The organism is Flavobacterium sp. 22659 (genome assembly GCF_052044235.1).
Taxonomy (GTDB): domain Bacteria; phylum Bacteroidota; class Bacteroidia; order Flavobacteriales; family Flavobacteriaceae; genus Flavobacterium; species Flavobacterium johnsoniae.
Genome location: NZ_JBQEMU010000009.1, coordinates 138,125 through 163,663, shown reverse-complemented (window position 1 = coordinate 163,663; position 25,539 = coordinate 138,125). Strand labels below are relative to the sequence as shown.

Here is a 25,539-nt window from a genome sequence, read left to right as displayed (position 1 = left end):
TGTTTTAATCTTACTATTTAAGATTGACTCTGCTAAGTTAGAGAAAAATGATGAAAAACTAGGGGTAAAATAGTCCGCTTTTGGGGGTTTGTTGTGATAGTTTTTAAGTATGAAAAACACACTTAATTTAAAATGCAGAGTACTGAATCTAAAAAACACAATAATTAATTTATACTTTGATAATCATACCTGTTTAAAAGTATTTTATTTTATGATTTATAAAAAAAAGCCTGTAGACTTATTTGTTTACAGGCTTTTTTCTAGAGTTGCTTATGCTTACTAAAGGACTAATTATGCTTTAAATTTAGAAATCTTGATTTATTTTAACATTATAATGAGAATTTTTCAAGCTGTGATTTTAGATATCTGTTTTCATATTCTAATTTTTCAATATATTTTTTCATTACATCAAGTGTAAAGTTATTGTAGTCACTGTTTTGGCTGTTTGTATTGCTGGTATTTTTTTCATTGTTTAGAATATATATGCCGTCTTCAGGTTCATAAATTGCTTCCATATTTGTTCCCAAAATTTTTGCAAGACTGTCCCATTCACTTTTGGTAATTTTAGTTATTCCAGATTCTCTGCGGCTGTACTGCGATTGTGTCATTCCTAAAAGATGCGCAATTTCTTCCTGCGTTTTATTTTTCTCAATTCGTTTAGTAATTAGTTTTTGTTTAATCATAGTGGTTATTGTTTGATATTTTGTTTTTTGGGTTTCTCTAAAAATCACGTGGTTTTTCTGTGTTTTTTCTGACTTTAAGAGAGTGGAAACTTAGAAAATTTTATTTTATCGAAGAAAAAAAACGTAGGATATATAAGATAAAAAGCACTACAAAAACACATCAAACACCATTAAAAATTTAATATTGACAATAAATATGTCAGAATAAGCATATTTTATGCTTGAAAAAGCATTGTAGGAGAAATATTTAAATTTCAATTTTGGAAAAAATGTAACAACTGTTAATTTTCTAATGATTTGTGCGCAGAGTCGTTTTTTAATTTTCAATACTACATTTTTTAAATATTATTATTAACAATAACAAAAAAATCAGATTATGAAAACTCAAAAAATGAGCCTTGCTAACGCACAGGGAAAATTATCAAGAAACGAAATGAAAACAATTATGGCAGGAAGCGGATGTCCTTCTGGAACTTTTCCTTGCTACTGTAATGGTAATTATAACGGATGCAGAAGCAGTATACAAGAATGCTGGGATGCTTGTCCTAGATAATAAGTGACAGTTAACTTCTAAAGTTAATATTTAGTAAAGTGCTTTTAAATTATACTTAAACAAGTCAAGAATTTTTAAATGCTTACTAATTGATAATTTTTTAAGCTATAAGCACTATTTCACAATTTTGCTTATAGCTTATTTAATATAAAGATGCCAGTAGTCACTGGGCAAAATGCTGTTAAATATTCCTTGCCACACAGAAATATAAAATTTTATGAATGAAGATTTTAATTACCTTTTTCAATATTTAGAAAAAGAAAATATAGTTATTGATAAATCTGAATTTGATTTTCAGATACAGTCACATCCGGATTACCCAACTTTATTATCTGTGGTTGATACTTTAAGTTTTTTTAATATTAAAAATGGTGTTCTTCAGGTTGATTATGCAGAAATTGATGCCTTACCGGATCATTTCGTCGCACTCTTAAATCTGGGCGGGCAGCAGCTTTGTTTTATAGAAAAAAAAGGCGAAAACTATATTTATAAAAAAGTAAGTAATACAACTGATGAGTATACTCTTACACCCGAAGTATGGAGCGGATTTGTTTTGTTATTGGAAAAACCAGAAAATGAAGTATTGCCAACAGCTTCTAAAAAAAGTTTTAGCTGGGTTTTACCTGTTTTATGTTTTGTTTTGTTTTCTTCTTATTTGTTTTATACGCCAAGTAATCTGATAACTAAATTGTTTTTTGTTTTTCCTGCTATTGGAATTTTGTTTTCTATTGCGGCGCTTAAGGATTTATTTGGAACAAAAATAAAACTGTTGAATAGTTTTTGCAATATGGCTTCGTCAACAAGCTGTTCGACGGTTGTAAATTCTGATAAATGGAAAATTTTTGAAGTCATAAATTTTAGTGATTTAAGTGTAGTTTTCTTTGTTTCTCAATTAACAGGCTTTTTTTCTTTACTGCTTCTGGGTGACACAGCAGCCTATTTTTCAATACAAAAAGTCCTGCTTTTAGGAGCACTGCCTATTTTATTGTTGTCTTTGTACTTTCAAAAAATGGTAGAAAAAAAATGGTGCCCAATTTGTCTCACTATAATGAGTGTTGTACTGCTGGAGTTAACTTATTTGTTTGTATTTGAGAATACTGTTTTTGCTTTTTCTCCTGTTTCCATAATTGTTTTTTCATTGGTTGTTCTGACTGTTGTAACCATTTGGATTTCGCTTAAAGAAATACTTATCAAACAAAAAGAATTAAAAGAATATCAGCTAAAAGCCATTCGATTTGAAAAAAATTATGATGTTTTTAGAAATTCTCTGCTCGCAAAAGAAAAAACAGAGATGCTGCAAAGTCCGCTGCTATTTGGCAACAGAGAAAGTTCAACAAAAATCGTTCTTATATCAAATCCTTTCTGTGGTTATTGCAAAGATGCACACACTGTTATAGAAACTATTCTGGAAAAATATTCAGATGATGTACAAATAGAACTTGTTTTAAAAGCAGATCTGGAACGCGAAAACGAACATTCTGTAAAATTGTTTAGAAGTCTGATTAATATTTATATGAATGAAGGCGAAAAAAGCTTTTTAACAGCACTGCAGGCATGGTTTGAAAATACGAACCTGACAGTATGGCTTGAAAGATTTCCTAGAAATATAACATCAGAATTTGATTCAATATTTGATTTTCAATACAAATGGTGCGAAGAAAACGATTTTAATTTCACGCCGGCTATTCTTATAAACGGATATGAATATCCAAAAATGTATGATAGAAAGACTTTGCCATTTTTTATAAAGGATTTCATCGAAGACGAATTTTAAATATTGACAAAATGAAATCAATAGCTGTACTAACATGCTGGTATGGAAAATATCCTTGGTATTTTCCCTATTTTATACACTCCTGCACATTTAATCCAACTGTGGATTTTTATATTATAACAGACAATACTGACTTTATACCCGGAAAACCGGATAATGTTATCATTATATATAAAACAAAAGCCGAGATAATTGCCAATGCTTCTGAAAAATTGGGATTTACTGTAAATATTGACGACCCTTACAAGCTTTGTGATTTTAAACCTGCGTATGGTTTCTTTTTTCCGGAAATTATTAAAGGTTATGATTTTTGGGGTCAGAGCGATTTGGATATTATTTATGGAAATGTCAGGGATTTTATAACAGACGAAATGCTCGATAAGTTTGATTTTATCAGCGTGAGACATGATTATACAACGGGATGTTTTGCTTTATACAGAAATAATGAAGTAATGAATACTTTTTTTATGAGAAGTAAAGATTACAAGAAAGTATTTTCTGAATCAAAACACTTTTGTTTTGACGAATGCAGTTTTGCCTGGGATGCGCTGACAGCCGGAATGTCAATATTTGATTTACAAACAGAGGTTGAAAGTTTTACGCATCTTATTAAAAAAGCAGAGCAGGAAAAAGAGATTGAAGCTCATTTTGATTTTATTCTTCTTGAAGGATTAACCGGCAGAATAACTTTTGATAATGGACGGATTTACTATAAAAATCAATTTGAAGGAATAATGTATCATTTGTTTTGGTTTAAAAAAGATTATATACCTGAGAAAACACAGAGAAAAATTCCAAACAAATACTATTTAAGTAAAACCAAAATTTATCATTCAAGATAAGTGTAGAATAAATGAAAAAATTTAAAAAGTTTCCGAATTTTAAACAGGAAGAGTCTAAAGACTGCGGGCCAACCTGCATTAAAATGATTGCAAAATATTATGGAAAAACTGTTAATATTCAGGAACTTCGTGATTACAGTGAGACAAATCGAGGCGGGAGTAATTTATTATCATTAAGTGATGCTGTCGAAAAAATAGGGTTTAGGTCTATAGGTATTAAGTTAAATTTAAAAAGACTTGATGAAATGCCTCTGCCTTGTATCTTGTTTTGGGATAACTGCCACTATGTTGTATTGTATAATATTAAAAATAATTTTTACTACATTTCTGATCCGGCGATGGGTTTGGTGAAATATTCTAAAGAAGATTTTATAAAAAATTGGCTTGGAAAAAATGCTAATGAAAACACAGCAGAAGGAATTGCTTTATTTTTAGAACCTACTCCAAAATTTTATCAAAGTGAATTTGATACGGAAGAAAGAAATAGAGTGGGGTTTTCTTTATTAGCCAAATACATACTGCCTTATAAGTCTTTTGTTGTACAGCTGGTTATTGGCTTAATAGCGGGAAGTTTTTTGCAGCTTATTTTTCCTTTTCTTACGCAGAGTATTATAGATATTGGTGTACAAAACAGAAGTATTCATTTTATTTATTTAATTCTTTTTGCGCAGTTATTTCTGTTTTTTGGAAAATCAGCTTTAGATCTTATCCGCAGCTGGATACTGCTGCATCTTTCTACCCGAATAAACATCTCGCTTATTTCAGATTTCTTTATTAAATTAATGAATCTTCCCATTTCATTTTTTGATGTAAGAATGACTGGAGATATTCTGCAGCGCATCAATGATCATCACAGAATAGAGCGTATATTAACCACTTCGTCACTTAATGTTTTGTTTTCTACAATTAATATGGTAATCATGGGATGTGTTTTGGCGTATTATAATATCCAGATTTTTGTAGTGTTCTTTCTTGGAAGTTTCTTTTACTTTCTTTGGATGGCGCTTTTTCTTAAAAAAAGAGAAGTTCTCGATTATAAACGTTTTGCTGAAATAAGTAACGAACAGAGTAAAGTTATTGAGCTTGTAAACGGCATGCAGGAAATAAAGCTTCATAATGCCGAAAAACAAAAACGATGGGGCTGGGAATATATACAGGCAAGACTTTTTAGAGTTTCTATGAAAGCATTAATATTAGAACAGACACAAACCGTAGGTTCAAACTTTATTAATGAATTAAAAAACATAATTATAATTTTCTTTTCGGCAAAACTGGTTATTGACGGTTCGATTACACTAGGTATGATGCTTGCAATTAGTTCAATTGTGGGAAGTTTAAACGGCCCGATAACGCAGCTGGTTGATTTTGTGAGAGAATTTCAAGATGCTAAAATATCGATGGGGCGCTTATCTGAAATACACCAAAGAGAGGATGAGGTTGAGCAGGAACAGCATCAGACTCATGATGTTCCAAAAGATTTTGATATGATTATTAATAATTTGTCTTTTCGTTATACAGGATCAGATACTCCTGTTCTTAAAGATTTAAATCTTACCATACCAGCCAATAAAATAACGGCTATAGTAGGAACAAGCGGCAGCGGTAAAACAACTTTAATGAAACTGCTGCTTAAGTTTTACGAGCCGGATAAAGGAGATATAATTCTTGCAGCTCAAAGTGAAAATGCCTTTTCTTCGACATCTCTTTCAATGATAGCACAAAAAGCATGGCGCGGCAGTATTGGAGCTGTTATGCAGGAAGGGTTTATTTTTAATGATACAATTGCAAACAATATTGCAATTGGTGAAGACAGGATTGATAAAAAAAGACTGCTGTATGCGGCAGATGTGGCTAATATAATGAGTTACATTAATGAACAGCCTTTGGGCTTTAATACTATGATCGGTTCTGAAGGAATAGGAATGAGTACAGGACAAAAGCAAAGACTTCTTATTGCAAGAGCCGTTTACAAAAATCCCGAAATGTTGTTTTTTGATGAAGCTACTTCTGCACTTGATGCGAATAATGAGAAAGAAATTATGCAGAAACTGAATCTTTTTTTTAAAGATAAAACCGTTGTGGTTATTGCACACCGATTAAGCACGGTAATGAATGCCGATCAGATTGTAGTTTTAGACAAAGGAAAAATTATCGAAATAGGAAATCATACTACTCTTGTAGAGCAGAGAGGAAATTATTTTGAGTTGGTTAAAAATCAATTACAGCTTGGAAATTAAATTATGGAGCAGGATATTACACTAGAATTAAGAAGTGAAGAAATTCAGGATGTGCTTTCAAAAACACCCATTTGGATGATTCGATGGGGGACGATTGTAATATTTGCAATAATCGTTATACTGTTTTATGTATCATACATTATAAGATATCCGGATGTTGTAAGTACAGAAATTGTCATTACAACTAATATTCCGCCGGAAAAATTAGTCTCTAAATCATCCGGACGAATAGAAGCCATACTTATAAGCGATAAAGCAACAGTTAAAAAAAATACGACGCTGGCAGTTATTGAAAATTCGGCAAATTATAAAGATGTCTTTTTACTCAAAAAGATTATTGCTGATTTTGATATTAACGATACAAAAAAAGAATTTCCTTTTGCCGTAATGAAAAACAAACAACTGGGTGAAATTGAAAGTGCTTTTGCTATTTTTCAAAAAGACTATGAAGTTGAAAAACTAAATGAAAATTTACATCCTTTTGATGTTGAAAATAAAGCTCAGGTTTCTGAAAAAACTCAAATTAAAGAAAGGTTAGAAATTTTACAGCAGCAAAAAGAAATTAATGAAAGCGAGTTACAGCTTCAAAAAAACGAAATAGGCCGATTTGGAATTCTTTTTAATAAAGGAATTATATCGGCTCAGGAAATGGAAACTAAAAAGCTCAGCTATCTGCAGGCTCAGAAAAATTACAAAACCTTATTGTCATCGATTTCCCAGTTAAAATCTTCTTTGATCGATAATACAAAAATGGGGCATAATTTGCAGATAAGCAGCACTAAAGAAGAAGTGAATCTAAACAGGAACATGGCACAGTCTTTTTATCAGCTGAAAAAAGTGATAAAGGAATGGGAGCTTACGAATACCTTAAGATCTTCGGTTAGCGGCGTAGTTACTTTTTTGCAGGTTTGGACAGAAAACCAAACGATTAATGAGGGAGATAATGTTTTTTCGATTATTCCCGATAAAGAAAATGGTTTTGTTGGAAAAGTAAAAGCAACACCTTTAAATTCAGGAAAAATAAAAGTTGGCCAAAACGTAAACATAAGACTGGCTAATTTTCCAGATAGGGAATTTGGAGTATTAAGAGGCAAAATTCATAATATTTCGCTGGTTCCGGACAAAGATGGAAACTTATTATTAGACGTTTCACTTCCAGATGGTTTGCAGACATCTTACAGGAAAAAAATACCATTTCAGCAGGAAATGAAAGGAAAAGCAGAAATCCTGACAGAAGACTTAAGATTAATAGAAAGGATTTTATATCAGTTCAAAAGTATTTTTGAGCAGGTTTAGTCTTCTGCTTATTTTATATAAAAAGCCTGTAAGCTTAATGTTTACGGGCTTTTTTATGCATTAATGAGATTGTAATCGAGTTTTTAATTCTAATTATTTTATAAAAACTTGAAAAAAATAAAAAAATAGAATAGGGGTAAAATAAGATTCGGTTGTATTATTTCTGTAACAAAAGCAGAATTAATTAAAACCTATTCTCGATCATGGTTAAAATCATTAATTATCTATTTTTTAAGTTGACATTTTTTGGCTCACAGCCTTATGCAATAGAAAAAATCCATGAAGTCGAAAAAAGCAATCTAAACGTAATTGTTTGTGCACTGCCGGTTATTTTGCTTTTTGCTGCTCTTGATTTTATTATCTTTTATTTTCTGGAAAAGAAAGACCACGATAAAAACAAAACTGATCAACCCATAAATGTAATTATACCATGCAGACAAGTCAAAAACAAAAGCAGCAATTTCAGCAGCAGTTATTCGAATACTTTAGCCAAAAAGATAATAGTGTAACCATTCTGGAGAATGAAATGGTAATTACAAAAGGAACAGATAAAGGATTAACATTTACGTATCTTTCTGATCACAGCTGTATTATACACTGTTACGAATTTAGTTTGAATACTGATCTCGATATCGATACAACGATTGATACTTTTATTAAACTTCTGGTTAATCATAATTTAATTCATCAACAGTCTGATTCAATTTTCAATTAATCAAAATATATAAAATATAAAAAGTATCTATCTTTGATTGAATATCAAACTGTTTTTGTGAAGTATAGTAATACAGATCATATTAATTTTATGAATAACAAAAATGAAGCTGCTTTTGAAAAGGTTTTTAAAACCTACTTCAAAAGCCTTCATGCATTTGCCTATACTTTTATGAAAGATGAAATTATTGCAGAAGAAATCGTGCAGAATGTATTCTTTCGAATTTGGGAAAAAAAGGAACAATTGCAGATTGATGATTCATTAAAGTCTTATTTGTATCGATCTGTTCATAACGAAAGTTTAAATCATATTAAACATTTAAAAGTAAAAACTTCTTTTCAATTAGAGTATTCAGGTAATATGGAACCTTCAAATCAAGATGCATCAAATCAAATGATTGCCGCCGAACTTGAAACCGAAATTCAAAAAGCAATTAATGAATTACCACAGCAGTGCCGTATCATTTTTCAAATGAGCCGTTTTGAGCAACTTAAATACCAGCAAATTGCAGATCAATTGAATATTTCTATCAAAACAGTTGAAAATCAAATGGGTAAAGCTCTTAAAGTAATGCGTTTAAAACTAATTGAATATCTTCCTTTTTTATTGTTCTTAATCAATTTAATTCGAAGATCATGAGCCAAAATAATAGGAATATGAATGATGATGTACTAGTGAAATATCTAGTTGGCGAAACTGATGCAGACGAAAATGCAATGGTAAAAAAATGGCTGGATGCCAGTGATAACAATTTAAAATACTACAGCGATTTTAAGAAAATCTGGGAAGATAGTCTTTTAATTGCTGCCAAAAATACAACTGTAAATGAAAATGAAGCGTGGGAGCGATTTCAAAACCGTATCCATAAAAAAGAAACATCGGTTATTCTAAACAAATCATACCGTTATTGGCAGATAGCTGCTTCGATTATCTTAATTATTGGTTTAGGATGGTTTGGTTATTCTTATTTTAAAAATAAATCAGATGATACAATAATTCAGATATATGCATCAAACACGGCTAAAAATGATACTTTACCAGATGGTACAATTGTCACACTGAACAAAAACTCGTTATTGTCTTATAAAAAATTTACAGGCAGTACCAGACCTGTTACTCTAAAAGGTGAAGCTTTTTTTAAGGTTTCTCCCAATAAAACAAAACCTTTTATTATTCATATTAATGATGTCACAGTAAAAGTAATAGGAACATCTTTTAATGTGAAAAACAAAAACGGAAAAACCACCGTAAATGTTGAAACTGGAATTGTAAAAGTGAGAAGAAATAAAGATGAGGTAGAATTAATGCATGGAGAAAAAGTAGTTATTGCCAATCAGCAGGCAGGATTATTTAAAAGTGTCAGCAAAGGCCGTTTATACAATTTTTACCGCAATAGAGAATTAGTCTGCGATGAGACACCGCTGCAGGAATTAGCAGATGCTCTTAACGAAATATACAATGTTAACATTGTTATTAAATCAACGTCTTTACAGGAAAAACCATTAACGACAACATTTAAAGATCAATCATTAGATCAGATTTTAGAAGTAATTCAGGAAACATTTACCATTAAAATCGAACGTACAAATAATCAAATACTATTAGAGTAATTCTTTTTTATATGCTCAGCAACACAAAGTTTATTTTTGCACCCATTTTGTTTCTACTTATTTCGGGTGTTTTTTTTAAAGTAAATGCTCAATCTATATTAGATAACGAAATATCTGTTCATGCAGATAAGAAACCATTAGGCAGTATTTTGGACTTAATGGAAGAAAAAGGAAATTTTAGATTTGCTTATTACAGCAAATTAGTTGTAAAGGATAGTGTTGTCAGTATTCATGCCGATAAATATACCATAAAAGGAGTTTTAGACCAGCTGTTAAGCAATAAATACGAGTACAAAGAATCGCCGGGGTTTATTATTGTACGTTATGCTCCATTAGAGCTGGCTCTTGAGCTAGAAAAGAACAATAGTACCAGCGACGGACAGCAGATCGTCAGTGGCTATATTATAGATACACAGACTAACAATCGTATCGAAAATGTGAGTGTACTGGAGAAGAATGTGCTACAGTCTACATTAACCAATAAAGATGGGGCTTTTGAACTCCGATTAAAAAATGCTCACCAGACTATAGAACTTACGGCAGTGAAAGAAAATTATAAAACCGTGACGATGCTGTTTCTTTCTGAAATTAAGATTCAGATGGGAAATAGAAAATCGTCATCAGATTATATCGATGGGGATTTTTCGGCAATAGAAAGATCAGGAATTGGCCGTTTTTTTATTTCTTCTAAACAAAAAATACAATCGCTTAATTTGGGAGGGTTTATTTCTAAAGTTCCTGTACAGGCTTCCCTAATTCCGAGTATCAGTACACGAGGTATGATGAATACGCAGATTGTCAACAATTTTTCTTTAAATGTGTTAGGCGGTTATAATGCCGGTGTGCGCGGATTAGAAATGGCAGGGCTTTACAATATTAACCGTATGAATGTCGAAGCACTTCAAATGGCAGGAATATTTAATACTGTTGGAGGATCAGTAAACGGACTTCAATTGGCCGGAATTTATAATAATGTTTTTGGCAATCTTAACGGTTTACAAATAAGCGGAATTCATAATAGTGTAAAAGGTTCACAAATTGGTCTGCAAATGAGTGGTATCTATAACAATGTTTATAAAGATTCAAAAGGACTTCAAATTGCAGGAATTCATAATACTGTAAATGGTTCTCAAAACGGATTGCAGTTATCGGGTATTTATAATATTGGAAAAGATACCGTAAGTGGTGCTCAAATTACCGGACTTTTTAATTATGCCAAAGAATTACATGGAGTTCAGTTTGGATTAGTAAATATTACAGATTCAGAATCTGGATATAGTTTTGGCTTATTAAACTTTAAAAAAGGCGGTTATAAAAAAATCAGCATTACAAGTAATGAAATTTCAGATATAAATCTGTCTATAAAAACCGGAGATCACAAAATGTATACTATTTTGATGGCGGGAGCAAGCGAACAAAAAGAAGAAGAAAAAATGTTTTCTTTTGGAATTGGAGTAGGAAAAAGCATTCCGTTAGGGAAACGTTTTACTTATAATCCCGAATTTAGTTCACAATATCTTTATTTGGGAAATTGGGATCGATACAATTCCTTATCTAAATTCGATTCAGCTTTTTCTTTTCAATTATTCAAAGGTTTAGCTATATCTGCAGGACCTTCTTTTAATTTATACTGGTCTGAAAAGAAAGATAAAAACGGCAGTGTAAATACTTCTACATTTGTTCAGGATCGTACCAAACGTTATAATATAATCAATAATAACAGCAAAGACATTATTGGATGGATAGGCTGGAGTTTTGGAATAACGTTGTTTTAATGATATAAAAAAAGCGGAAAAACATATTGTTTTTCCGCTTTTTTGTGGAGTCGCCGGGAATCGAACCCGGGTCCAAACAAGCAACTAAAGAGCTTTCTACACGCTTATTTCCTGATTAGATTTTCGATGTTAAGCTAGGCCAGAAACAGCCACCGAACACTTATCTTCTTAATTTTCGAAACCCACCCGAAGCTCATGGATATCTAGGTTTATTTTTACGGTTCCCCTGAACGGAACGCCACAAACCAAGGCTTTCCAGGAGAATCCAGCTTCTCTACCTTGTAGAGACGTGGCGCAATCTTACTATGATTCGGATTATGCAGCTAAAGCGTAATTATTTTCGCCGTGTAAAAGTTTGAGATCTTATATTTACGAGCAAGGTCTCAATGCTCGACGTGCTTACTGTTCAATTCGACTTGCTGTCAAAACCAGTCGACCCCAAAAAATAAGTCTGCAAATTTAGAGTATTTGAAATTACTTTCTGCTAAAATTTTTAAAAAAAAGTCATAAAGTCCAAACTCGAAAGTCCAAAGTCAGCATTGGCAATGTTTTTAAGACTTTACAACTTTTTACTTTCGTCTTTACGACTATAATTTTACTCTTCGTCTTTAAAATTAAAAGGATAATCGCCAAAAATAGGAGCCAGTTTACGTACTGCATAAGTGTTTCTTGTCATCTTATTAGACAATGCAATTATCGTAACATGTTCTTTTATCAAAGTAATATAAGATGAGGTATTTCCGTGCCACCAGCCATTATGGAAATAAAAATTCTGTCCGGTTTCCCAATTAATCATTCTAATTCCTAAACCGTAATTTTTAGTTCCTTTGCGTTCGTTGCTGTAGCCGGTATATACTTGTTTCAGTAATTCAGGTTTCAAAAAGTCAGGTGATTGTCTAGCGCGGTCAAATTTTAACAGATCTCGTGCAGTCGAGAAAATGTTTTTATCTCCATAAACATTATCTAAATAATCAAAACCTATTTCTACGCCATTTCCTTTATAAGAAGGAACAATTTTTTTTCTGTCTTTGTCATCATCAAAAACATAGGTATGAGTCATTCCTAAAGGTTTAAAAATCATTTCAGACATTGCTTCCTTATAACTTAAACCTGTAATTTTCTCAATAATAAGTGCCAGCATTGCATAATTAGTATTGCAATAGCTGAAACGTGTTCCCGTTTTAGATTCTAAACCAATATCTTTCGTGGCAAGAATATCTAAAATATCTTTGTTTGTAAGCTGGTTATGTCTGTCCCAAATAGATTTATCTCTATCTGTAAAATAAGCATAATTACGCATTCCGGTACGGTGGTCTAAAAGCATTCTAATCGTGCAGTCTTCGTAAGGAAACGTTTTTAAAATCGTATTTACTTTTTGATCTAATTCTATTTTTCCGGCATTAACCAGTTTTAAAACTGCTGTAGCAGTTAGAACTTTACTAACAGAGGCAATTTGCACCGGAGTTTCGGGCGTTATTTTTGTCCCTTCGTTTTTATTAGCAAAACCATTATATCTTTCGAAGATAATCTGACCATTTCGGGCAACTAAAAAGCTTCCGTTCATTGTATTATTAGGCCAGTTTTTGTTGTAAAAATGATTTATTCTTCCAACAACGGAGTTTTTATAAGCTTGTGAAACTTTAGGTTCAGGACCTAACGGCTTCATTTTAGGTAAAGTATCTTCGACTGTTTGGGCAGCAGCTGTTTGTGTTTTTTTGTCATTGCCACAAGAACTTAAAACTAATACTGTAAAAAGTATTTGTGGTATCTTTGTTTTTTTAAGGAAAATCATTTGCATCGTTCTTTAAAAACAAATATATCGAATTCAATTTTGTTGTTTTCTCAATTTTGAGGCTTAAAAACGTGCTTTTTAACATAGTTTTAACAGGTTGTTTTTTTAGCGCTTTGTTTTTCAGCTACTAACGGTTTCGAAACATTCTAAATTACATTTTCGAAACAAAATTTTAACTATATTTGTTATATTTGAAACAAATAACCTTTAAAAAGTTATATTATTAAACTATCAAAAACCTATTTAAATGAAGTTTGGAATTATTAAAGAAAGAAAAAATCCGCCGGATAGAAGAGTTGTTTTTTCTCCTAATGAACTGACAAAATTAAAGCAGTCTTATCACGAAGCCTCTGTTGAGGTAGAAAGCTCAGATATCAGGATATTCTCTGATGAAGCGTATAAAAATATGGGAATAACGGTTACTGATGACATTTCGAACTGTGACGTTTTATTTGGAGTAAAAGAAGTTCCTGTAGAAAATTTAATTCCCAATAAAGCCTATTTTTTCTTTTCGCATACGATTAAAAAACAGCCTCATAACAGAAAATTACTTCAGGCAGTTTTAGAGAAAAATATTGATTTATACGATCACGAAACCATAGTTGATGCACATGATCATCGTTTAATTGGTTTTGGGAAATATGCTGGAATGGTTGGGGTTTACAACGGAATCCGTGCTTTTGGAATTAAGTTTGAATTGTTTAAACTGCCAAAAGCTGAATCTCTTTCAGGAAAAGATGCATTAATTGCGCAGCTGAAACGTATTACAATGCCAGCTTTAAAATTTGTAGTTACCGGAACTGGAAAAGTTGGGAGCGGAGCAAAAGAAATTCTCGATGCTATTAAAGTAAAAGAAATTACAGTTGATAATTATCTGACGAAAAAATATACACAAGCTGTATATGTTCAGTTAGATGTTTTAGAATATAATAAACGTCTTGACGGACAGGTTTTAGATTTCAAGGATTTTGTCGATCATCCGCAAGAGTATACTTCAGATTTCGAGAAGTTTACAAAAGTGTCTGATATTTATTTTGCGGGTCATTTTCATGCAAATAACGCTCCAATGATTTTAACCAGAGAAATGCTGAACGCGAGCGATTGTAAATTAAAAGTTGTAGCCGATATTTCCTGCGATGTAAACGGACCTATTGCCTGTACAATTCGTTCTTCGACAATTGAAGAGCCTTTATACGGTTATTTCCCTTTTGAAGATAAAGAAGTAGACTTTTTTCATCCTGCAGCTGTTGCTGTTATGGCGGTTGATAACCTGCCGTGTGAAATTCCAAAAGACGCCAGCGAAGGTTTTGGCGAACAGTTTATGGAACATGTTATTCCGGCTTTTTTCAACGGAGATAAAGACGGAATCTTAAAACGTGCCAAAATCACTGAAAATGGAAAATTGACGGAGAGATTTAGCTATCTGCAAGACTATGTTAATAATGGTTGATTGTGAATTGTAAATTATAAATTAAAAAGCCTGAAATTGATATTTCAGGCTTTTATTTTTTGTCATCCTGAGCGAAGTCGAAGGGCTTTACACATAAAAAACTTCGACTTCGCTCAGTTTGACAATGAATCATTTTTTTCTGAATGATGATAATTAACAATTCACCATTAACAATTCACAATTAAATTAAACCATATCTTCGGGTTTAACCCACGCGTCAAAATCTTCTGGTGTTACATAACCTAAGCGAACCGCTTCTTCTTTAAGAGTTGTTCCGTTTTTGTGAGCGGTTTGCGCAATTTCTGCTGCTTTATAATAACCAATTTTAGTATTCAAAGCTGTAACGAGCATTAGTGAATTGTCTACTAATTCTTTGATGCGTTTGTGATTTGGCTCGATTCCTTGCGCACAATGTTCATCAAATGAAACGCAGGCATCTCCCAATAATCGTGCAGATTGTAAAAAGTTGGCTGCCATAACCGGTTTAAAAACATTTAGTTCATAATGTCCCTGCATACCGCCAACCGCAATTGCCATATCGTTTCCAATAACCTGAGCACAAACCATTGTCAAAGCTTCACATTGCGTTGGATTTACTTTTCCAGGCATAATAGAAGATCCCGGTTCGTTTTCAGGAATGTGAATTTCGCCAATACCGGAACGCGGGCCAGATGCCAGCATTCTAACATCGTTTGCAATTTTATTTAACGAAACTGCCAGTTGCTTTAAAGCGCCGTGTGTTTCTACAATTGCATCGTGTGCTGCAAGTGCTTCAAATTTATTCTCAGCTGTTACAAAAGGATGATTTGTAAACTTTGCAATATATTCGGCAACTTTTACATCGTAACCTTTTGGAGTATTCAGTCCGGTTCCAACAGCGGTTCCTCCAAGAGCAATTTCAGACAAATGTGCTAAAGTATTTTTTAAAGCTTTTAATCCAAATGCTAATTGAGCTGCGTAACCTGAAATTTCCTGTCCTAAAGTTAAAGGCGTAGCGTCCATTAAGTGTGTACGTCCAATTTTTACAACGTCTTTAAATTCACCTGCTTTTTTTACTAAAGTTGCGTGCAGTTTTTCAACTCCAGGAATTGTCGTTTCAACTACCATTTTGTAAGCAGCAATATGCATTCCGGTTGGGAAAGTGTCATTTGATGACTGTGATTTATTGACATCGTCATTTGCTTTGATGAATTGCTCGCCTTCACCAATTTCAAAGCCTTTAAGAACCTGAGCGCGGTTAGCAATTACTTCATTGACATTCATGTTGCTTTGCGTTCCTGAACCTGTCTGCCAGATTACAAGAGGGAATTGATCGTCCAGTTTTCCTTCCAGAATTTCGTCGCATACAGCGGCAATAGCATCTCTTTTTTCTATTGGCAGTACACCTAGATCATAATTAGCGTAAGCTGCCGCTTTTTTTAGATATGCAAAACCTTCGATGATTTCCTGAGGCATCGATCCTGAATTTCCAATTTTAAAATTATTTCGAGAACGTTCTGTCTGCGCACCCCAATATTTATCGGCTGGGACCTGAACTTCGCCCATGGTGTCTTTTTCTATTCTGTATTTCATTTTGTTGTAAATATGTTGTTTGTAAAAATGTATTCAGTTTAAATGTTTGATTTTCTGAGTTGAAAAATGAAGTTCTTTTGAAAAAGGATGGTCTAGCCCTGATGGAAGCGGCATCCTTTTGTGGCGGTGTTCGCCGCAAAAGATATAGCAGACAGCAGGTTTCAGCTCCTTAAAATACTCATGTTCTTCTAATTTAGATAGTTGAATAATATGCGGAAAAAATCCTTATTTAAAATGAGTATAAATATACGGATAAATGTTATTTCACGAAAATTGATTTAGATTTTATTGCTGAGGAAAAATATATACCCTACATTTGTGGTAACATTCAAAAATTCCGGAAAACATGTTTGAATTTTCACAGTACTTAGGCTTTTTACTTTTCTTAACCATACTAACTATAGGGTTTTGGTTAATGTTTTTCTTGGTTGGTTTCGTATCTTATTGGGTTACGGGAGCTAGCTGGGAAATGATCAAAGAAAAGAGAGCTAAAAAAAGACAAGAAGAACAATCAATTTAATTAAAATTGATTTCATTAAAAAAGAACCCTTTTGGGTTCTTTTTTTTGTGCCAAAAAAAATCCAAATTCCAATGAGAGTTAATCAATTGGAATTTGGATTTTTTATATTGGAATTTAGCAAATGTTATCCAGGGAAATCTCCGCCGCCTTCACCGCCGCCATCATTTTTAGGCTGTGCGTTTTTGTCTCTTTCGCTTTTCGGTTTGTTGAAACGATAGGTAAATGACAAGTTAAATTGACGTTTACGGAACTGCATTTCACTATACGATTTTTGACTTTCAAGAGTAGTATCATTTTGAAGATACGTATATGATCTCATAATTCTTGAATTAAAGATATCGCTGATGTTAAAAGCAATAGTAGCTTTGTCTTTTAAAATATCTTTGCTTAAAGCTGTATTCATTGAAAACTGATCAAGGTTTTTTCCTTGTGCAGTTTTTTGTTCTCCGTTGTAAGTTCCGTTTAACTGCCAGTCAATTTTGTATGGCAATGTAACTTTTGAATTGATTCTTGCAAACCAAGTGTTGGCTTGATTGTCAAGATTTTGCACAACTAAGTTACCCTGTGTATCTGTATAAGTGTTTTCTCCGGTTGTTTTTACATTGTAAAGATTGAAGTTACTGTTTAATCTCCACCATTTAAACGGAGTGTAGTTAAACGTAAATTCGAAACCATATTTTTGCTCTCTTCCTAAGTTAATTGGACGGCTTAAAATAACTGGAATTCCGTCTACATTATCACCATTTGGAGTTCTGACAAAACTGAAAACATCTTTTGTATTTTCAAAATAAGCAGAAGTACTGAAAGTTACTTTCTCCCATCTTTTAATATATCCTACATCATATTTGTCTGTTAATGATGGATCTAAGTCAGGATTTCCCTGAAAAATATTAATGTTACTTGAATAGTTAAGCGCCGGATTCATGAAACGTCCTCTAGGTCTAGTTAAACGTTTACTATAGCTGGCAGTCAAGTTACTCTGATCTGAAATTTCGTAGCTGATAAAAGCACTTGGAAACAGATTGTTGTATTTTTTTGTATTGAATTGGCTGTTATCTAATAAGTTTACCTGAATATTTGTGTCTTCCCAGCGTAAACCAAATAAATAAGAGAATTTGTTCACTTTTAAACCATATTGTGCATAAAGTGCATTGATGTTCTCTTTGTATTCTAAAGTATTTGATTTGTTTGGATCTTTAACATAGTTTTCGTCTGTAACGTAATATTCGTTGTTTAAGTCTCCAAAACTTCCTTTATAACCTGCTTCAAACTGGCTTCCTTTTCCTAAAGGCAGTACATAATCAGCTTGCAGTAAAACTTGTTTTTGTACCTGATCGTTTAAAGTTGTATTAAAACTTGGCGAAGCTGTAATGATACCATCACTGTTATCTGTGTTTCTGGAAACTGATAAATCAGCAGTAAGTTTATGTCCTTTATCGTTGAAATTTTTGATTAAGTTCGACGTAAATTCTACGTTCTCGCTTCCAGTATCAGTATTATTTAATCGATAAGTGCTTCCTGTAAAAGCACGTGCGGCATCAAAATTATTATAGTTAATCAGGTCTTTGTCTTCTCCTGTATTTTTTTGATAATTGATAGCGTTTGTCCAGAATGTAGTAGGAGTAATTGTCCATTCAACACCGCCTCTGGCATTAAAACCATTTCTAATTCTTTTAGTGTCACGATCTTCATCTAAATAACCTTTAGGAGACCCGTCGGCATTATAATAAGATGTGTTTGTTAAACCACCGCCTTCGTTGGTTCTGTAGTTGTAACCTGCGGTAGTAAAGTAGTTTAATTTTTCAGTTTTATAATTTACGTTGGCACTTAAACCATACGTTTCAGGAAGCCCTGTTGAAGCAATAAAAGTTCCGTTGAAACCTTGATTTTTACCTTTTTTAAGAACTATATTAATAATCCCTGATCCACCTTCGGCGTCATAACGTGCAGATGGATTGGTGATAACTTCTACTTTTTCGATAGCATCTGCAGGAAGCTGACGCAATGCTTCAGCCACGTTTATGGCTTGTGAAGGTCTTCCGTCAATTAAAATACGGATATTGTCACTTCCTCTTAAACTTACATTTCCTTCAGAATCGACAGAAACAGAAGGTACGTTATCTAAAACATCACTTACTGTTCCGCCTTTTACCATCATGTCCTGACCAACGTTGTAAACTTTTTTATCAAGTTTTATTTCTACTGTCGATTTTTCGGCACGAACCACAACTTCATTTAGCTGTGCAGCATCTTCAGATAAGTTTACAACACCTAAATTAGTGTCGTCCTGAATGCTTTTTTGTTTAATTTCAGTAGATTTAAACGAAATGAATTCTACTTTTATATCGTACGTTCCCGGAGCAACGGCAACTTCAAATTCTCCTTTAGGGTTGGTTATACCGCCTGCAATAACTTTTGTATCATTTGGTGCCATGATCGAAATCGTAGCATATTCTAGAGGCTGTTTAGTTACTTTTTCAAAAACTTTTCCGGTAACCTTAACTTTGTTTTTTGCAGGAGGTCCTTGTTGTGCATAGTTGTAAAAGCCTGTTAAAAACAGCACAAGCATTACAGCAAAATTGATTTGTTTCATTTTTTTCTGGTTTCTTTTTCTTCTTAGACGGCAAATGTACCTTTTGGTTTAAAGAGAAAGATCACAAAAAAATGTTAACAGTCTATTTTAGAATCAATCTAAAAAAGAAGCAACTTTGTCTAAATCTCGTCCAATAATAGCTTTTCCGTCTTTTACAACAATAGGTCTTTCAATTAAAATTGGGTTATCGACAATAGCCTGAATCGTTTCATCTTCAGTTAAATCTTTCCCTTTGTAGTTTTCAATCCATATTTTTTCTTTTGTTCGAACTAATTCAGCTGGTTTTAGATTTAGTTTTTTAAGAAGTTCTTTCAGATCGTCAAAACTTGGGGTCTCTGTTAAATAAGGAATTATTTCATACTCTTGTTTTGTATCTTCAACAAAAGCCAGACAATTTCTTGATTTTCCACAGCGTGGGTTATGGTAAATTTGTATCATTTTCTTATATTTAAAGTCTACTAAATAGATTTATTAAAAATTACATTTTAGGAATAACAAAAATAGAACTTACTATTTAAATTAAAATCTCATTTTAAAACTTTTAATTATATGTTTTTAGAGCAAGGAGTTAAACCAGAAAATAAATTTTGGAAATATCTTATAGGATCAGTTTTTATTATAACAGCCTCATTTATTGGTCAGATTCCTTTTTCGGCAGCAGTTCTTCTTAAAAATTTTAAGGACAAAAAAGGTTTTCCAACAGATAATGATGCTGCATTAAAAATATTTGAACCTAATTTGACTTTGTTTTTAGTTATGATTTCGTTTCTTTTTGCCTTTGCCGGAATTTATTTTGTGGTAAAATATCTGCACAATCAAACACTATTGTCAGTAACAACGTCAAGAGCAAAAGTAGATTGGGGCAGAATAGTTTTTTCTTTTTTGTTATGGGCATTTTTCTCGATTATAAGTTTTTCCGTTTTATATTTTCAATCTCCTGAAGAGTTTGTGTGGAATTTTAAACTGATTCCTTTTTTGATTTTAGTAGTGTTAGGTACAGTTTTAATTCCTATTCAAACCAGTACCGAAGAATATGTTTTTCGAGGATATTTAATGCAGGGATTTGCTAATCTGGCCCGTAATAAATGGTTTCCTTTAATAATGACTTCGGTTATATTTGGTTCAATGCACATCTTGAACCCTGAGGTTGAAAAAATGGGATACGTGGTTATGGTTTATTATATAGGAACCGGATTGTTTCTTGGAGTAATTACATTGATGGATGAAGGAATGGAACTTGCTTTGGGGTTTCATGCCGCTAATAATCTTGTTGGGGCCTTATTAGTAACCTCAGACTGGTCTGTTTTTCAAACACATTCTATTTTTAAAGATATGTCGGAGCCTTCTGCTGGCGCCGATGTCATTTTACCGGTTGTTATAGTTTATCCTATTTTGCTTTTTATTTTCAGCAAAAAATACAAATGGACGAACTGGAAAGAAAAACTAACCAGAACAATTGACGAAAAAAATAATGAAACAGCAGAATTTTTAAACTTAAATTAAAATTTATTATGCTAAACTTAACTCATAAAAACGTCCATAACTATTTTAAGCTCGACGGTTACCATTTAAACGCAGCTGATTTATGCCGAATTGGCTACAGTTTTATTAAAGAAGGCGATGCCTATCAGCGCGCAATTGGTGAATTTTTTCTGGATTGGTTCGATCATAAGGACTATATCGAAATGACAACATCCGGAACAACCGGACTTCCTAAATTAGTAAGGTTGGAAAAACAAGCCATGATTCAGTCTGCATTGGCAACAGGAGATTTCTTCGGATTAGAGCCGGGAAATAAAGCATTATTGTGTCTGCCGACTCAGTTTATTGCTGGAAAAATGATGCTTGTGCGCAGTTTGATTTTAGGCCTGGAGTTAGATGTCACAGTGCCAAGTACAGAGCCTTTAGCTTATAATAATAAGCAATATGATTTTGTGGCAATGGTTCCGTTACAAGTTCAAAATTCAATTGAAAAGCTGGGAAATATCAAAAAGCTAATTATTGGCGGTGCAAAAATGGATAGTGCTCTCGAAGAAAAGCTTTTGCCATTAAAGAAAACAGAAATCTACGAAACCTATGGAATGACAGAAACAATTACGCATATTGCGGCTAAAAAAGTTGGTGAAACTGCTTTTACGATTCTGCCAAATGTTAAAATTGAGAAAGATGACCGAGGCTGTTTAGTTATTTATGTTGCTTCGATTTCTGATGAACCAATTGTAACCAATGATCTAGTTGATTTAGTAAATGAAAATCAGTTTGTTTTTTTGGGAAGAATCGATAATGTCATTAACAGCGGAGGAGTAAAGCTGATTCCTGAGCAAATTGAAGCTAAATTAACAGGCAGAATTACAAACCGATTTTTTGTAACTGGTGTTCCTGATACAGTTTTAGGAGAAAAATTGATTTTAGTAATTGAAGGGGAGAAGTATGATTTTTCGGCTGATTTTTTTGATGTTTTAGGAAAGTTTGAAAAACCCAAAGAAATTGTTTTTGTCCCAAAATTTAAAGAAAACGAAAACGGGAAGTTATTACGCAAATCTAGTTTTAAAGTTTAAAACTTCAATTTGAGGAGTATTCTTTTTTATTAATATACAATCTCTACGAGATATTTTGAGAAATCCGTTTGGAGTTGTAGATCTAGATAAGAACCACATAAAAAATAAATCCCAAATTTTAATTTTTACAATTGAAATTTGGGATTTGTTGTATTGGGATTTTCCAGTAAATTGGAATTTAATCTTATTTTTTTCTTTCCAAAAGTGCCATATAAAATCCGTCAAAACCAGATTCTGAAGCCAGTAATTTACGATCTTCAATAAAGGTAAACTGCTGTCCTATTTCTGTTTTTAAGAATTTCTCTACTTGTTCCTGATTTTCAGATGGTAAAACAGAACAAGTCGCATAAACTAATTTTCCTCCTGGTTTTACAATTTTAGAATAGCTTTCTAAAACTTCACTTTGAACTTTGCGAATGTTATCAATAAATTCAGGTTGTAATTTCCATTTAGAATCAGGATTTCTTTTTAAAACACCTAATCCGCTGCAAGGCGCATCAATTAAAACACGATCAGCTTTTTCATGCAGTTTTTTGATCACTTTTGTAGTGTCAATAATGCGGTATTCAATATTAAAAGCACCATTTCTTTTGGCTCTTAACTTTAACTGCTTTAGTTTACTTTCGTACAAATCCATTGCAATCAGCTGCCCTTTATTTTCCATTAAAGAAGCAATGTGCAATGTTTTTCCTCCAGCTCCTGCACAAGTATCTACAACACGCATTCCCGGTTTTACATCAAGGAAACCGGCAACTAATTGTGAGTTAGCATCCTGAACCTCAAAAAGTCCTTGTTTAAAAGCATCTGTCAAGAATACGTTTGCTCTTTCTTTTAAAACTAAAGCTTCCGGCTGATCTTTTAAATATTCTGTTTCAATATTTAAATCCATTAAAGTATTTCTAAGACTTTCTTTAGTTCCTTTAAGAGTATTTGTTCTTAAAATAACTTTAGCCGGCTGATTTTGAGCCGTAATTTCTTTTGACCAGATTTTTTCTCCAAGTTCTTTTACGCCCAATTCGTCCATCCAGTCCGGAATAGATTCCTTTAAAGCTCTAACTTTTGAAAGCTCGTCAAAACGTCCCTTGATTTTTCTTTCAGGAGTTCCTTCTAATTGTCTCCAATCTGGAATTGGATATCCTCTTAAAACTGCCCAAACCGCGAACATTCTCCATAAATTATCTCTGTCGTAAGGCTCTTTTACTTCGGCAATTTCTGCGTATAAACGTTTCCAGCGAACAATCTCATATATCGTTTCAGCAACAAACTTCCTGTCAGAACTTCCCCAACGTTTGTCTTTTTTTAATGCTCTGGCTACCACTTTATCTGCATATTCTCCTTCATTGAAAATTGCATTCAAAGAGTCGATGGTAGTATAAACTAAATTTCTGTGTAATCTCATTTCTAATATTTGAGCTGCAAAGGTACTATTAATTGGTTGAAAGTTAAATTTTTAATTAGGATTGTTGTTTAGCTTTCATTCTCAAAACAAAAAACACTCTGATAAAGTTTTAAAAGAGTGTTTTGTAAATAGATTTCTGCAGGCAGTTTTTATTTTGTTATTCTTGTCAGTCCAATGTTTTCCGGAGCATGAAGCACCATTGGGAATTTCTCTATTTTTACAGAGCTGCTGTCTAAGCCAAAAGCTCTTTCTTCAGATAAACTCAGTTTTTTAATGAAGAAATAAGAGTTCATAATAATATTTTCGTGCCATCTTAAATCATTGTCATTAGATAAGAATTTCTCAGACAATACAAATTTAAAGTCTCCAATAATATTGTTTTTGTTTAATGACTCATAACGGCTGGTAATATCCACTTCGCCGCGTTTTACCATATCACGAATTACTTCTCTAAACATTAAATTGATTTTAGTTGGCTCTCTAAAACCTAAGTTAAAATCGATTCTGTAAATATCGTCTTTAGCAATTTCGGTAACTTTATATTGTGTTTTATAAGGTTCCGTAAGGATGTTTACGTGTACAAACCAATAAATATCGGCTCTTTTTGGGCGTTTTTGTAAAATAGAATAAATTACTTTTTCCTCCAGCTCATCAACACGATTTGCATTTGTCATGTATACTAAATGCGTAGCATATTTAGGAATTGATAAGTCTTCACTTAATTCCATTAATACCTTTTTATAATCGTCAATTTTGATAACTTTTGTGTAGTTTTTATTGATTTTCTTAGCTAAATACCAAATCGTCATGATTGAGATAAGCAAGATCGCAATGATTAATGTTACATAACCGCCTTCAGCAAATTTGGTGATGTTTGCAATAAGGAAACTAAATTCGATTAATAAATAAATCGTGATAAGCGGTACCATAAAGTACAATTTTACACGCTTCATAATTAAGTAATAATTCAGCAAAATGGTCGTCATAATCATACATAATATGATGGCAAGACCATAAGCATGTTCCATATTTCCTGATTTTTCGAAGTGTAATACAATTCCAACACAGCCAAAAAACAACAGCCAGTTGATTGACGGAATGTATAATTGTCCTTTAACTTCAGTAGGGTATTTAATTTTTACTTTAGGCCAGAAATTCAAACGCATTGCCTCGTTGATCAAAGTAAATGATCCGCTTATAAGAGCCTGAGATGCGATTACGGCTGCTAAAGTTGCTACAACAATTCCAAATGGTAAAAACCAATGCGGCATAATAAGGTAAAACGGATTTCCATTTTCTCCACCTAATTGTTGTAAAGTGCTTCCTTCGTGATGAATTAAATAAGCAGCCTGACCGAAATAGTTTAATACTAATGTTGTTTTTACAAACATCCAGCTGATTCGGATATTTTTTCGTCCGCAGTGTCCCATATCTGAGTACAAAGCTTCAGCTCCTGTAGTACATAAAAATACAAAACCTAATACGAAGAATCCGTCAGGGTGAACCGAAAGAAGATGATAAGCATAATAAGGATTTATAGCTTTAATAACTTCCGGGAAATGCATAATTTGGATAAAACCTAAAGTGCCAAGCATGGCAAACCAAATCAGCATCATTGGAGCAAAGAACTTTCCAACAAGCTTTGTTCCAAATTGTTGTATGGTAAAAAGTATAAAAAGAATTGTAATTACAATGTAAACAATAGTTTGTGTCTGCATTGTTGGATAAAACGCCCTGATTCCTTCAACAGCAGATGAAATTGAAATTGGCGGTGTAATAATACCGTCGGCAAGAAGTGCGCTTCCTCCAATTATGGCGGGTACAATGAGCCATTGAATTTTAGTTTTCTTTACCAAGGCATAAAGTGCAAAAATACCACCTTCGCCATGATTATCAGCACTTAAAGTAATAAGAACGTATTTTATTGTAGTTTGTAATGTTAAAGTCCAAAATACACATGAAATACCTCCTAAAACAATGTCGGCATTAATGGTATGATTGCCAAGTATGGCTTTCATTACATATAATGGAGAAGTACCAATGTCTCCATAAATTATCCCTAATGTTATCAATAAACCCCCTATAGACAACTTACTATGTAAGTTTTTATGCGATGCGCTCATGTATATTTTTAATAAAAGACGGTTGCAAATTTACTGTTTTAAAACAA

20 protein-coding genes and 1 other RNA gene are annotated in these 25,539 nt (G+C 32.8%); 13 read left to right on the top strand and 8 right to left on the bottom strand.

Annotation, left to right across the window (positions count from 1 at the left end; translation table 11 throughout):
* Positions 1-329: 329 nt before the first annotated feature.
* Positions 330-683 (bottom strand): helix-turn-helix transcriptional regulator, encoded by a 354-nt coding sequence (locus ACTJIW_RS11640; protein ID WP_440715112.1) that lies wholly within the window; start codon positions 681-683, stop codon positions 330-332.
* Between the two features lie 376 nt (positions 684-1,059).
* Here ACTJIW_RS11640 and ACTJIW_RS11635 point away from each other — a divergent pair, with 376 nt between their 5' ends.
* From ACTJIW_RS11635 to ACTJIW_RS11595, 9 genes are all read left to right on the top strand, one after another.
* Positions 1,060-1,236: a hypothetical protein gene (locus tag ACTJIW_RS11635; protein WP_187775498.1), complete on the top strand. Its 177-nt coding sequence runs from the start codon at positions 1,060-1,062 to the stop codon at positions 1,234-1,236.
* 217 nt (positions 1,237-1,453) lie between these two features.
* Positions 1,454-3,010: a vitamin K epoxide reductase family protein gene (locus ACTJIW_RS11630; RefSeq protein WP_440715111.1), complete on the top strand. Its 1,557-nt coding sequence runs from the start codon at positions 1,454-1,456 to the stop codon at positions 3,008-3,010.
* Positions 3,011-3,021: 11 nt separating this feature from the next.
* The gene (locus ACTJIW_RS11625; RefSeq protein WP_440715110.1) at positions 3,022-3,852 is read left to right on the top strand and encodes a DUF6625 family protein; all 831 of its coding nucleotides are present in this window, start codon (positions 3,022-3,024) and stop codon (positions 3,850-3,852) included.
* A gap of 11 nt (positions 3,853-3,863) precedes the next feature.
* The gene (locus ACTJIW_RS11620; RefSeq protein ID WP_440715109.1) at positions 3,864-6,089 is read left to right on the top strand and encodes a peptidase domain-containing ABC transporter; all 2,226 of its coding nucleotides are present in this window, start codon (positions 3,864-3,866) and stop codon (positions 6,087-6,089) included.
* A gap of 3 nt (positions 6,090-6,092) precedes the next feature.
* A complete protein-coding gene (locus tag ACTJIW_RS11615) occupies positions 6,093-7,385 on the top strand; it encodes an HlyD family secretion protein (protein WP_121360474.1) in 1,293 nt (430 codons plus the stop codon).
* A gap of 430 nt (positions 7,386-7,815) precedes the next feature.
* Positions 7,816-8,100, top strand: coding sequence for a hypothetical protein (locus tag ACTJIW_RS11610; protein ID WP_073408601.1), 285 nt, complete (start codon positions 7,816-7,818; stop codon positions 8,098-8,100).
* 33 nt (positions 8,101-8,133) lie between these two features.
* Positions 8,134-8,739, top strand: coding sequence for an RNA polymerase sigma-70 factor (locus tag ACTJIW_RS11605; protein WP_440715108.1), 606 nt, complete (start codon positions 8,134-8,136; stop codon positions 8,737-8,739).
* Positions 8,736-9,710: a FecR family protein gene (locus tag ACTJIW_RS11600; protein ID WP_440715107.1), complete on the top strand. Its 975-nt coding sequence runs from the start codon at positions 8,736-8,738 to the stop codon at positions 9,708-9,710. Before ACTJIW_RS11605 ends, ACTJIW_RS11600 begins: the two co-directional genes overlap by 4 nt.
* Before the next feature lie 11 nt (positions 9,711-9,721).
* Complete coding sequence (locus ACTJIW_RS11595; RefSeq protein ID WP_440715106.1) at positions 9,722-11,485, top strand: hypothetical protein; 1,764 nt, start codon at positions 9,722-9,724, stop codon at positions 11,483-11,485.
* 42 nt (positions 11,486-11,527) lie between these two features.
* Here ACTJIW_RS11595 and ssrA read toward each other — a convergent pair.
* Positions 11,528-11,925: a transfer-messenger RNA gene (gene ssrA / locus ACTJIW_RS11590) on the bottom strand.
* A gap of 155 nt (positions 11,926-12,080) precedes the next feature.
* Entirely contained in the window at positions 12,081-13,283 is a 1,203-nt protein-coding gene (locus ACTJIW_RS11585) for a serine hydrolase domain-containing protein (RefSeq protein ID WP_440715105.1), read from the bottom strand.
* A gap of 241 nt (positions 13,284-13,524) precedes the next feature.
* Between ACTJIW_RS11585 and ACTJIW_RS11580 the strand changes: the two genes are divergently transcribed.
* On the top strand, positions 13,525-14,727 hold the full coding sequence (locus ACTJIW_RS11580; RefSeq protein WP_073408597.1) for an NAD(P)-dependent oxidoreductase: 1,203 nt from the start codon (positions 13,525-13,527) through the stop codon (positions 14,725-14,727).
* Between the two features lie 186 nt (positions 14,728-14,913).
* On the opposite strand, the gene fumC is transcribed toward ACTJIW_RS11580, so the two are convergent.
* Complete coding sequence (gene fumC / locus ACTJIW_RS11575) at positions 14,914-16,299, bottom strand: class II fumarate hydratase (RefSeq protein ID WP_440715104.1); 1,386 nt, start codon at positions 16,297-16,299, stop codon at positions 14,914-14,916.
* A gap of 346 nt (positions 16,300-16,645) precedes the next feature.
* Here fumC and ACTJIW_RS11570 point away from each other — a divergent pair, with 346 nt between their 5' ends.
* Positions 16,646-16,819 (top strand): hypothetical protein, encoded by a 174-nt coding sequence (locus tag ACTJIW_RS11570; protein ID WP_044048118.1) that lies wholly within the window; start codon positions 16,646-16,648, stop codon positions 16,817-16,819.
* A gap of 124 nt (positions 16,820-16,943) precedes the next feature.
* Here the strand turns inward: ACTJIW_RS11570 and ACTJIW_RS11565 are convergent, their stop codons facing one another.
* Positions 16,944-19,412, bottom strand: a complete 2,469-nt coding sequence (locus ACTJIW_RS11565) for a TonB-dependent receptor domain-containing protein (RefSeq protein WP_440715103.1) — start codon at positions 19,410-19,412, stop codon at positions 16,944-16,946.
* Between the two features lie 93 nt (positions 19,413-19,505).
* On the bottom strand, positions 19,506-19,850 hold the full coding sequence (arsC, locus tag ACTJIW_RS11560; protein ID WP_440715102.1) for an arsenate reductase (glutaredoxin): 345 nt from the start codon (positions 19,848-19,850) through the stop codon (positions 19,506-19,508).
* Positions 19,851-19,961: 111 nt separating this feature from the next.
* Here arsC and ACTJIW_RS11555 point away from each other — a divergent pair, with 111 nt between their 5' ends.
* Both ACTJIW_RS11555 and ACTJIW_RS11550 read left to right on the top strand, forming a co-directional pair.
* Positions 19,962-20,915 carry a lysostaphin resistance A-like protein gene (locus tag ACTJIW_RS11555; protein WP_440715101.1) on the top strand — a complete coding sequence of 318 codons (954 nt, stop codon included), beginning with the start codon at positions 19,962-19,964 and terminating at the stop codon, positions 20,913-20,915.
* Between the two features lie 8 nt (positions 20,916-20,923).
* On the top strand, positions 20,924-21,970 hold the full coding sequence (locus tag ACTJIW_RS11550; protein ID WP_440715100.1) for an AMP-binding protein: 1,047 nt from the start codon (positions 20,924-20,926) through the stop codon (positions 21,968-21,970).
* A gap of 184 nt (positions 21,971-22,154) precedes the next feature.
* Here ACTJIW_RS11550 and ACTJIW_RS11545 read toward each other — a convergent pair whose 3' ends face one another.
* Both ACTJIW_RS11545 and ACTJIW_RS11540 read right to left on the bottom strand, forming a co-directional pair.
* On the bottom strand, positions 22,155-23,369 hold the full coding sequence (locus tag ACTJIW_RS11545; RefSeq protein ID WP_073408590.1) for an RsmB/NOP family class I SAM-dependent RNA methyltransferase: 1,215 nt from the start codon (positions 23,367-23,369) through the stop codon (positions 22,155-22,157).
* Positions 23,370-23,518: 149 nt separating this feature from the next.
* Positions 23,519-25,492 (bottom strand): KUP/HAK/KT family potassium transporter, encoded by a 1,974-nt coding sequence (locus ACTJIW_RS11540; RefSeq protein WP_073408589.1) that lies wholly within the window; start codon positions 25,490-25,492, stop codon positions 23,519-23,521.
* Between the last annotated feature and the right edge of the window lie 47 nt (positions 25,493-25,539).

Bases quoted from the DNA above. Each gene is read 5' to 3' on its own strand.
- ACTJIW_RS11635 (WP_187775498.1), top strand. From the start codon at position 1,060: ATGAAAACTCAAAAAATGAGCCTTGCTAACGCACAGGGAAAATTATCA.
- ACTJIW_RS11570 (WP_044048118.1), top strand. From the start codon at position 16,646: ATGTTTGAATTTTCACAGTACTTAGGCTTTTTACTTTTCTTAACCATA.
- ACTJIW_RS11600 (WP_440715107.1), top strand. From the start codon at position 8,736: ATGAGCCAAAATAATAGGAATATGAATGATGATGTACTAGTGAAATAT.
- ACTJIW_RS11640 (WP_440715112.1), bottom strand. From the start codon at position 683: ATGATTAAACAAAAACTAATTACTAAACGAATTGAGAAAAATAAAACG.
- ACTJIW_RS11610 (WP_073408601.1), top strand. From the start codon at position 7,816: ATGCAGACAAGTCAAAAACAAAAGCAGCAATTTCAGCAGCAGTTATTC.
- ACTJIW_RS11565 (WP_440715103.1), bottom strand. From the start codon at position 19,412: ATGAAACAAATCAATTTTGCTGTAATGCTTGTGCTGTTTTTAACAGGC.
- ACTJIW_RS11540 (WP_073408589.1), bottom strand. From the start codon at position 25,492: ATGAGCGCATCGCATAAAAACTTACATAGTAAGTTGTCTATAGGGGGT.
- ACTJIW_RS11580 (WP_073408597.1), top strand. From the start codon at position 13,525: ATGAAGTTTGGAATTATTAAAGAAAGAAAAAATCCGCCGGATAGAAGA.
- arsC (WP_440715102.1), bottom strand. From the start codon at position 19,850: ATGATACAAATTTACCATAACCCACGCTGTGGAAAATCAAGAAATTGT.
- ACTJIW_RS11555 (WP_440715101.1), top strand. From the start codon at position 19,962: ATGTTTTTAGAGCAAGGAGTTAAACCAGAAAATAAATTTTGGAAATAT.
- ACTJIW_RS11585 (WP_440715105.1), bottom strand. From the start codon at position 13,283: ATGCAAATGATTTTCCTTAAAAAAACAAAGATACCACAAATACTTTTT.
- ACTJIW_RS11615 (WP_121360474.1), top strand. From the start codon at position 6,093: ATGGAGCAGGATATTACACTAGAATTAAGAAGTGAAGAAATTCAGGAT.
- ACTJIW_RS11630 (WP_440715111.1), top strand. From the start codon at position 1,454: ATGAATGAAGATTTTAATTACCTTTTTCAATATTTAGAAAAAGAAAAT.
- ACTJIW_RS11625 (WP_440715110.1), top strand. From the start codon at position 3,022: ATGAAATCAATAGCTGTACTAACATGCTGGTATGGAAAATATCCTTGG.
- ACTJIW_RS11620 (WP_440715109.1), top strand. From the start codon at position 3,864: ATGAAAAAATTTAAAAAGTTTCCGAATTTTAAACAGGAAGAGTCTAAA.
- ACTJIW_RS11545 (WP_073408590.1), bottom strand. From the start codon at position 23,369: ATGAGATTACACAGAAATTTAGTTTATACTACCATCGACTCTTTGAAT.
- ACTJIW_RS11550 (WP_440715100.1), top strand. From the start codon at position 20,924: ATGCTAAACTTAACTCATAAAAACGTCCATAACTATTTTAAGCTCGAC.
- ACTJIW_RS11595 (WP_440715106.1), top strand. From the start codon at position 9,722: ATGCTCAGCAACACAAAGTTTATTTTTGCACCCATTTTGTTTCTACTT.
- fumC (WP_440715104.1), bottom strand. From the start codon at position 16,299: ATGAAATACAGAATAGAAAAAGACACCATGGGCGAAGTTCAGGTCCCA.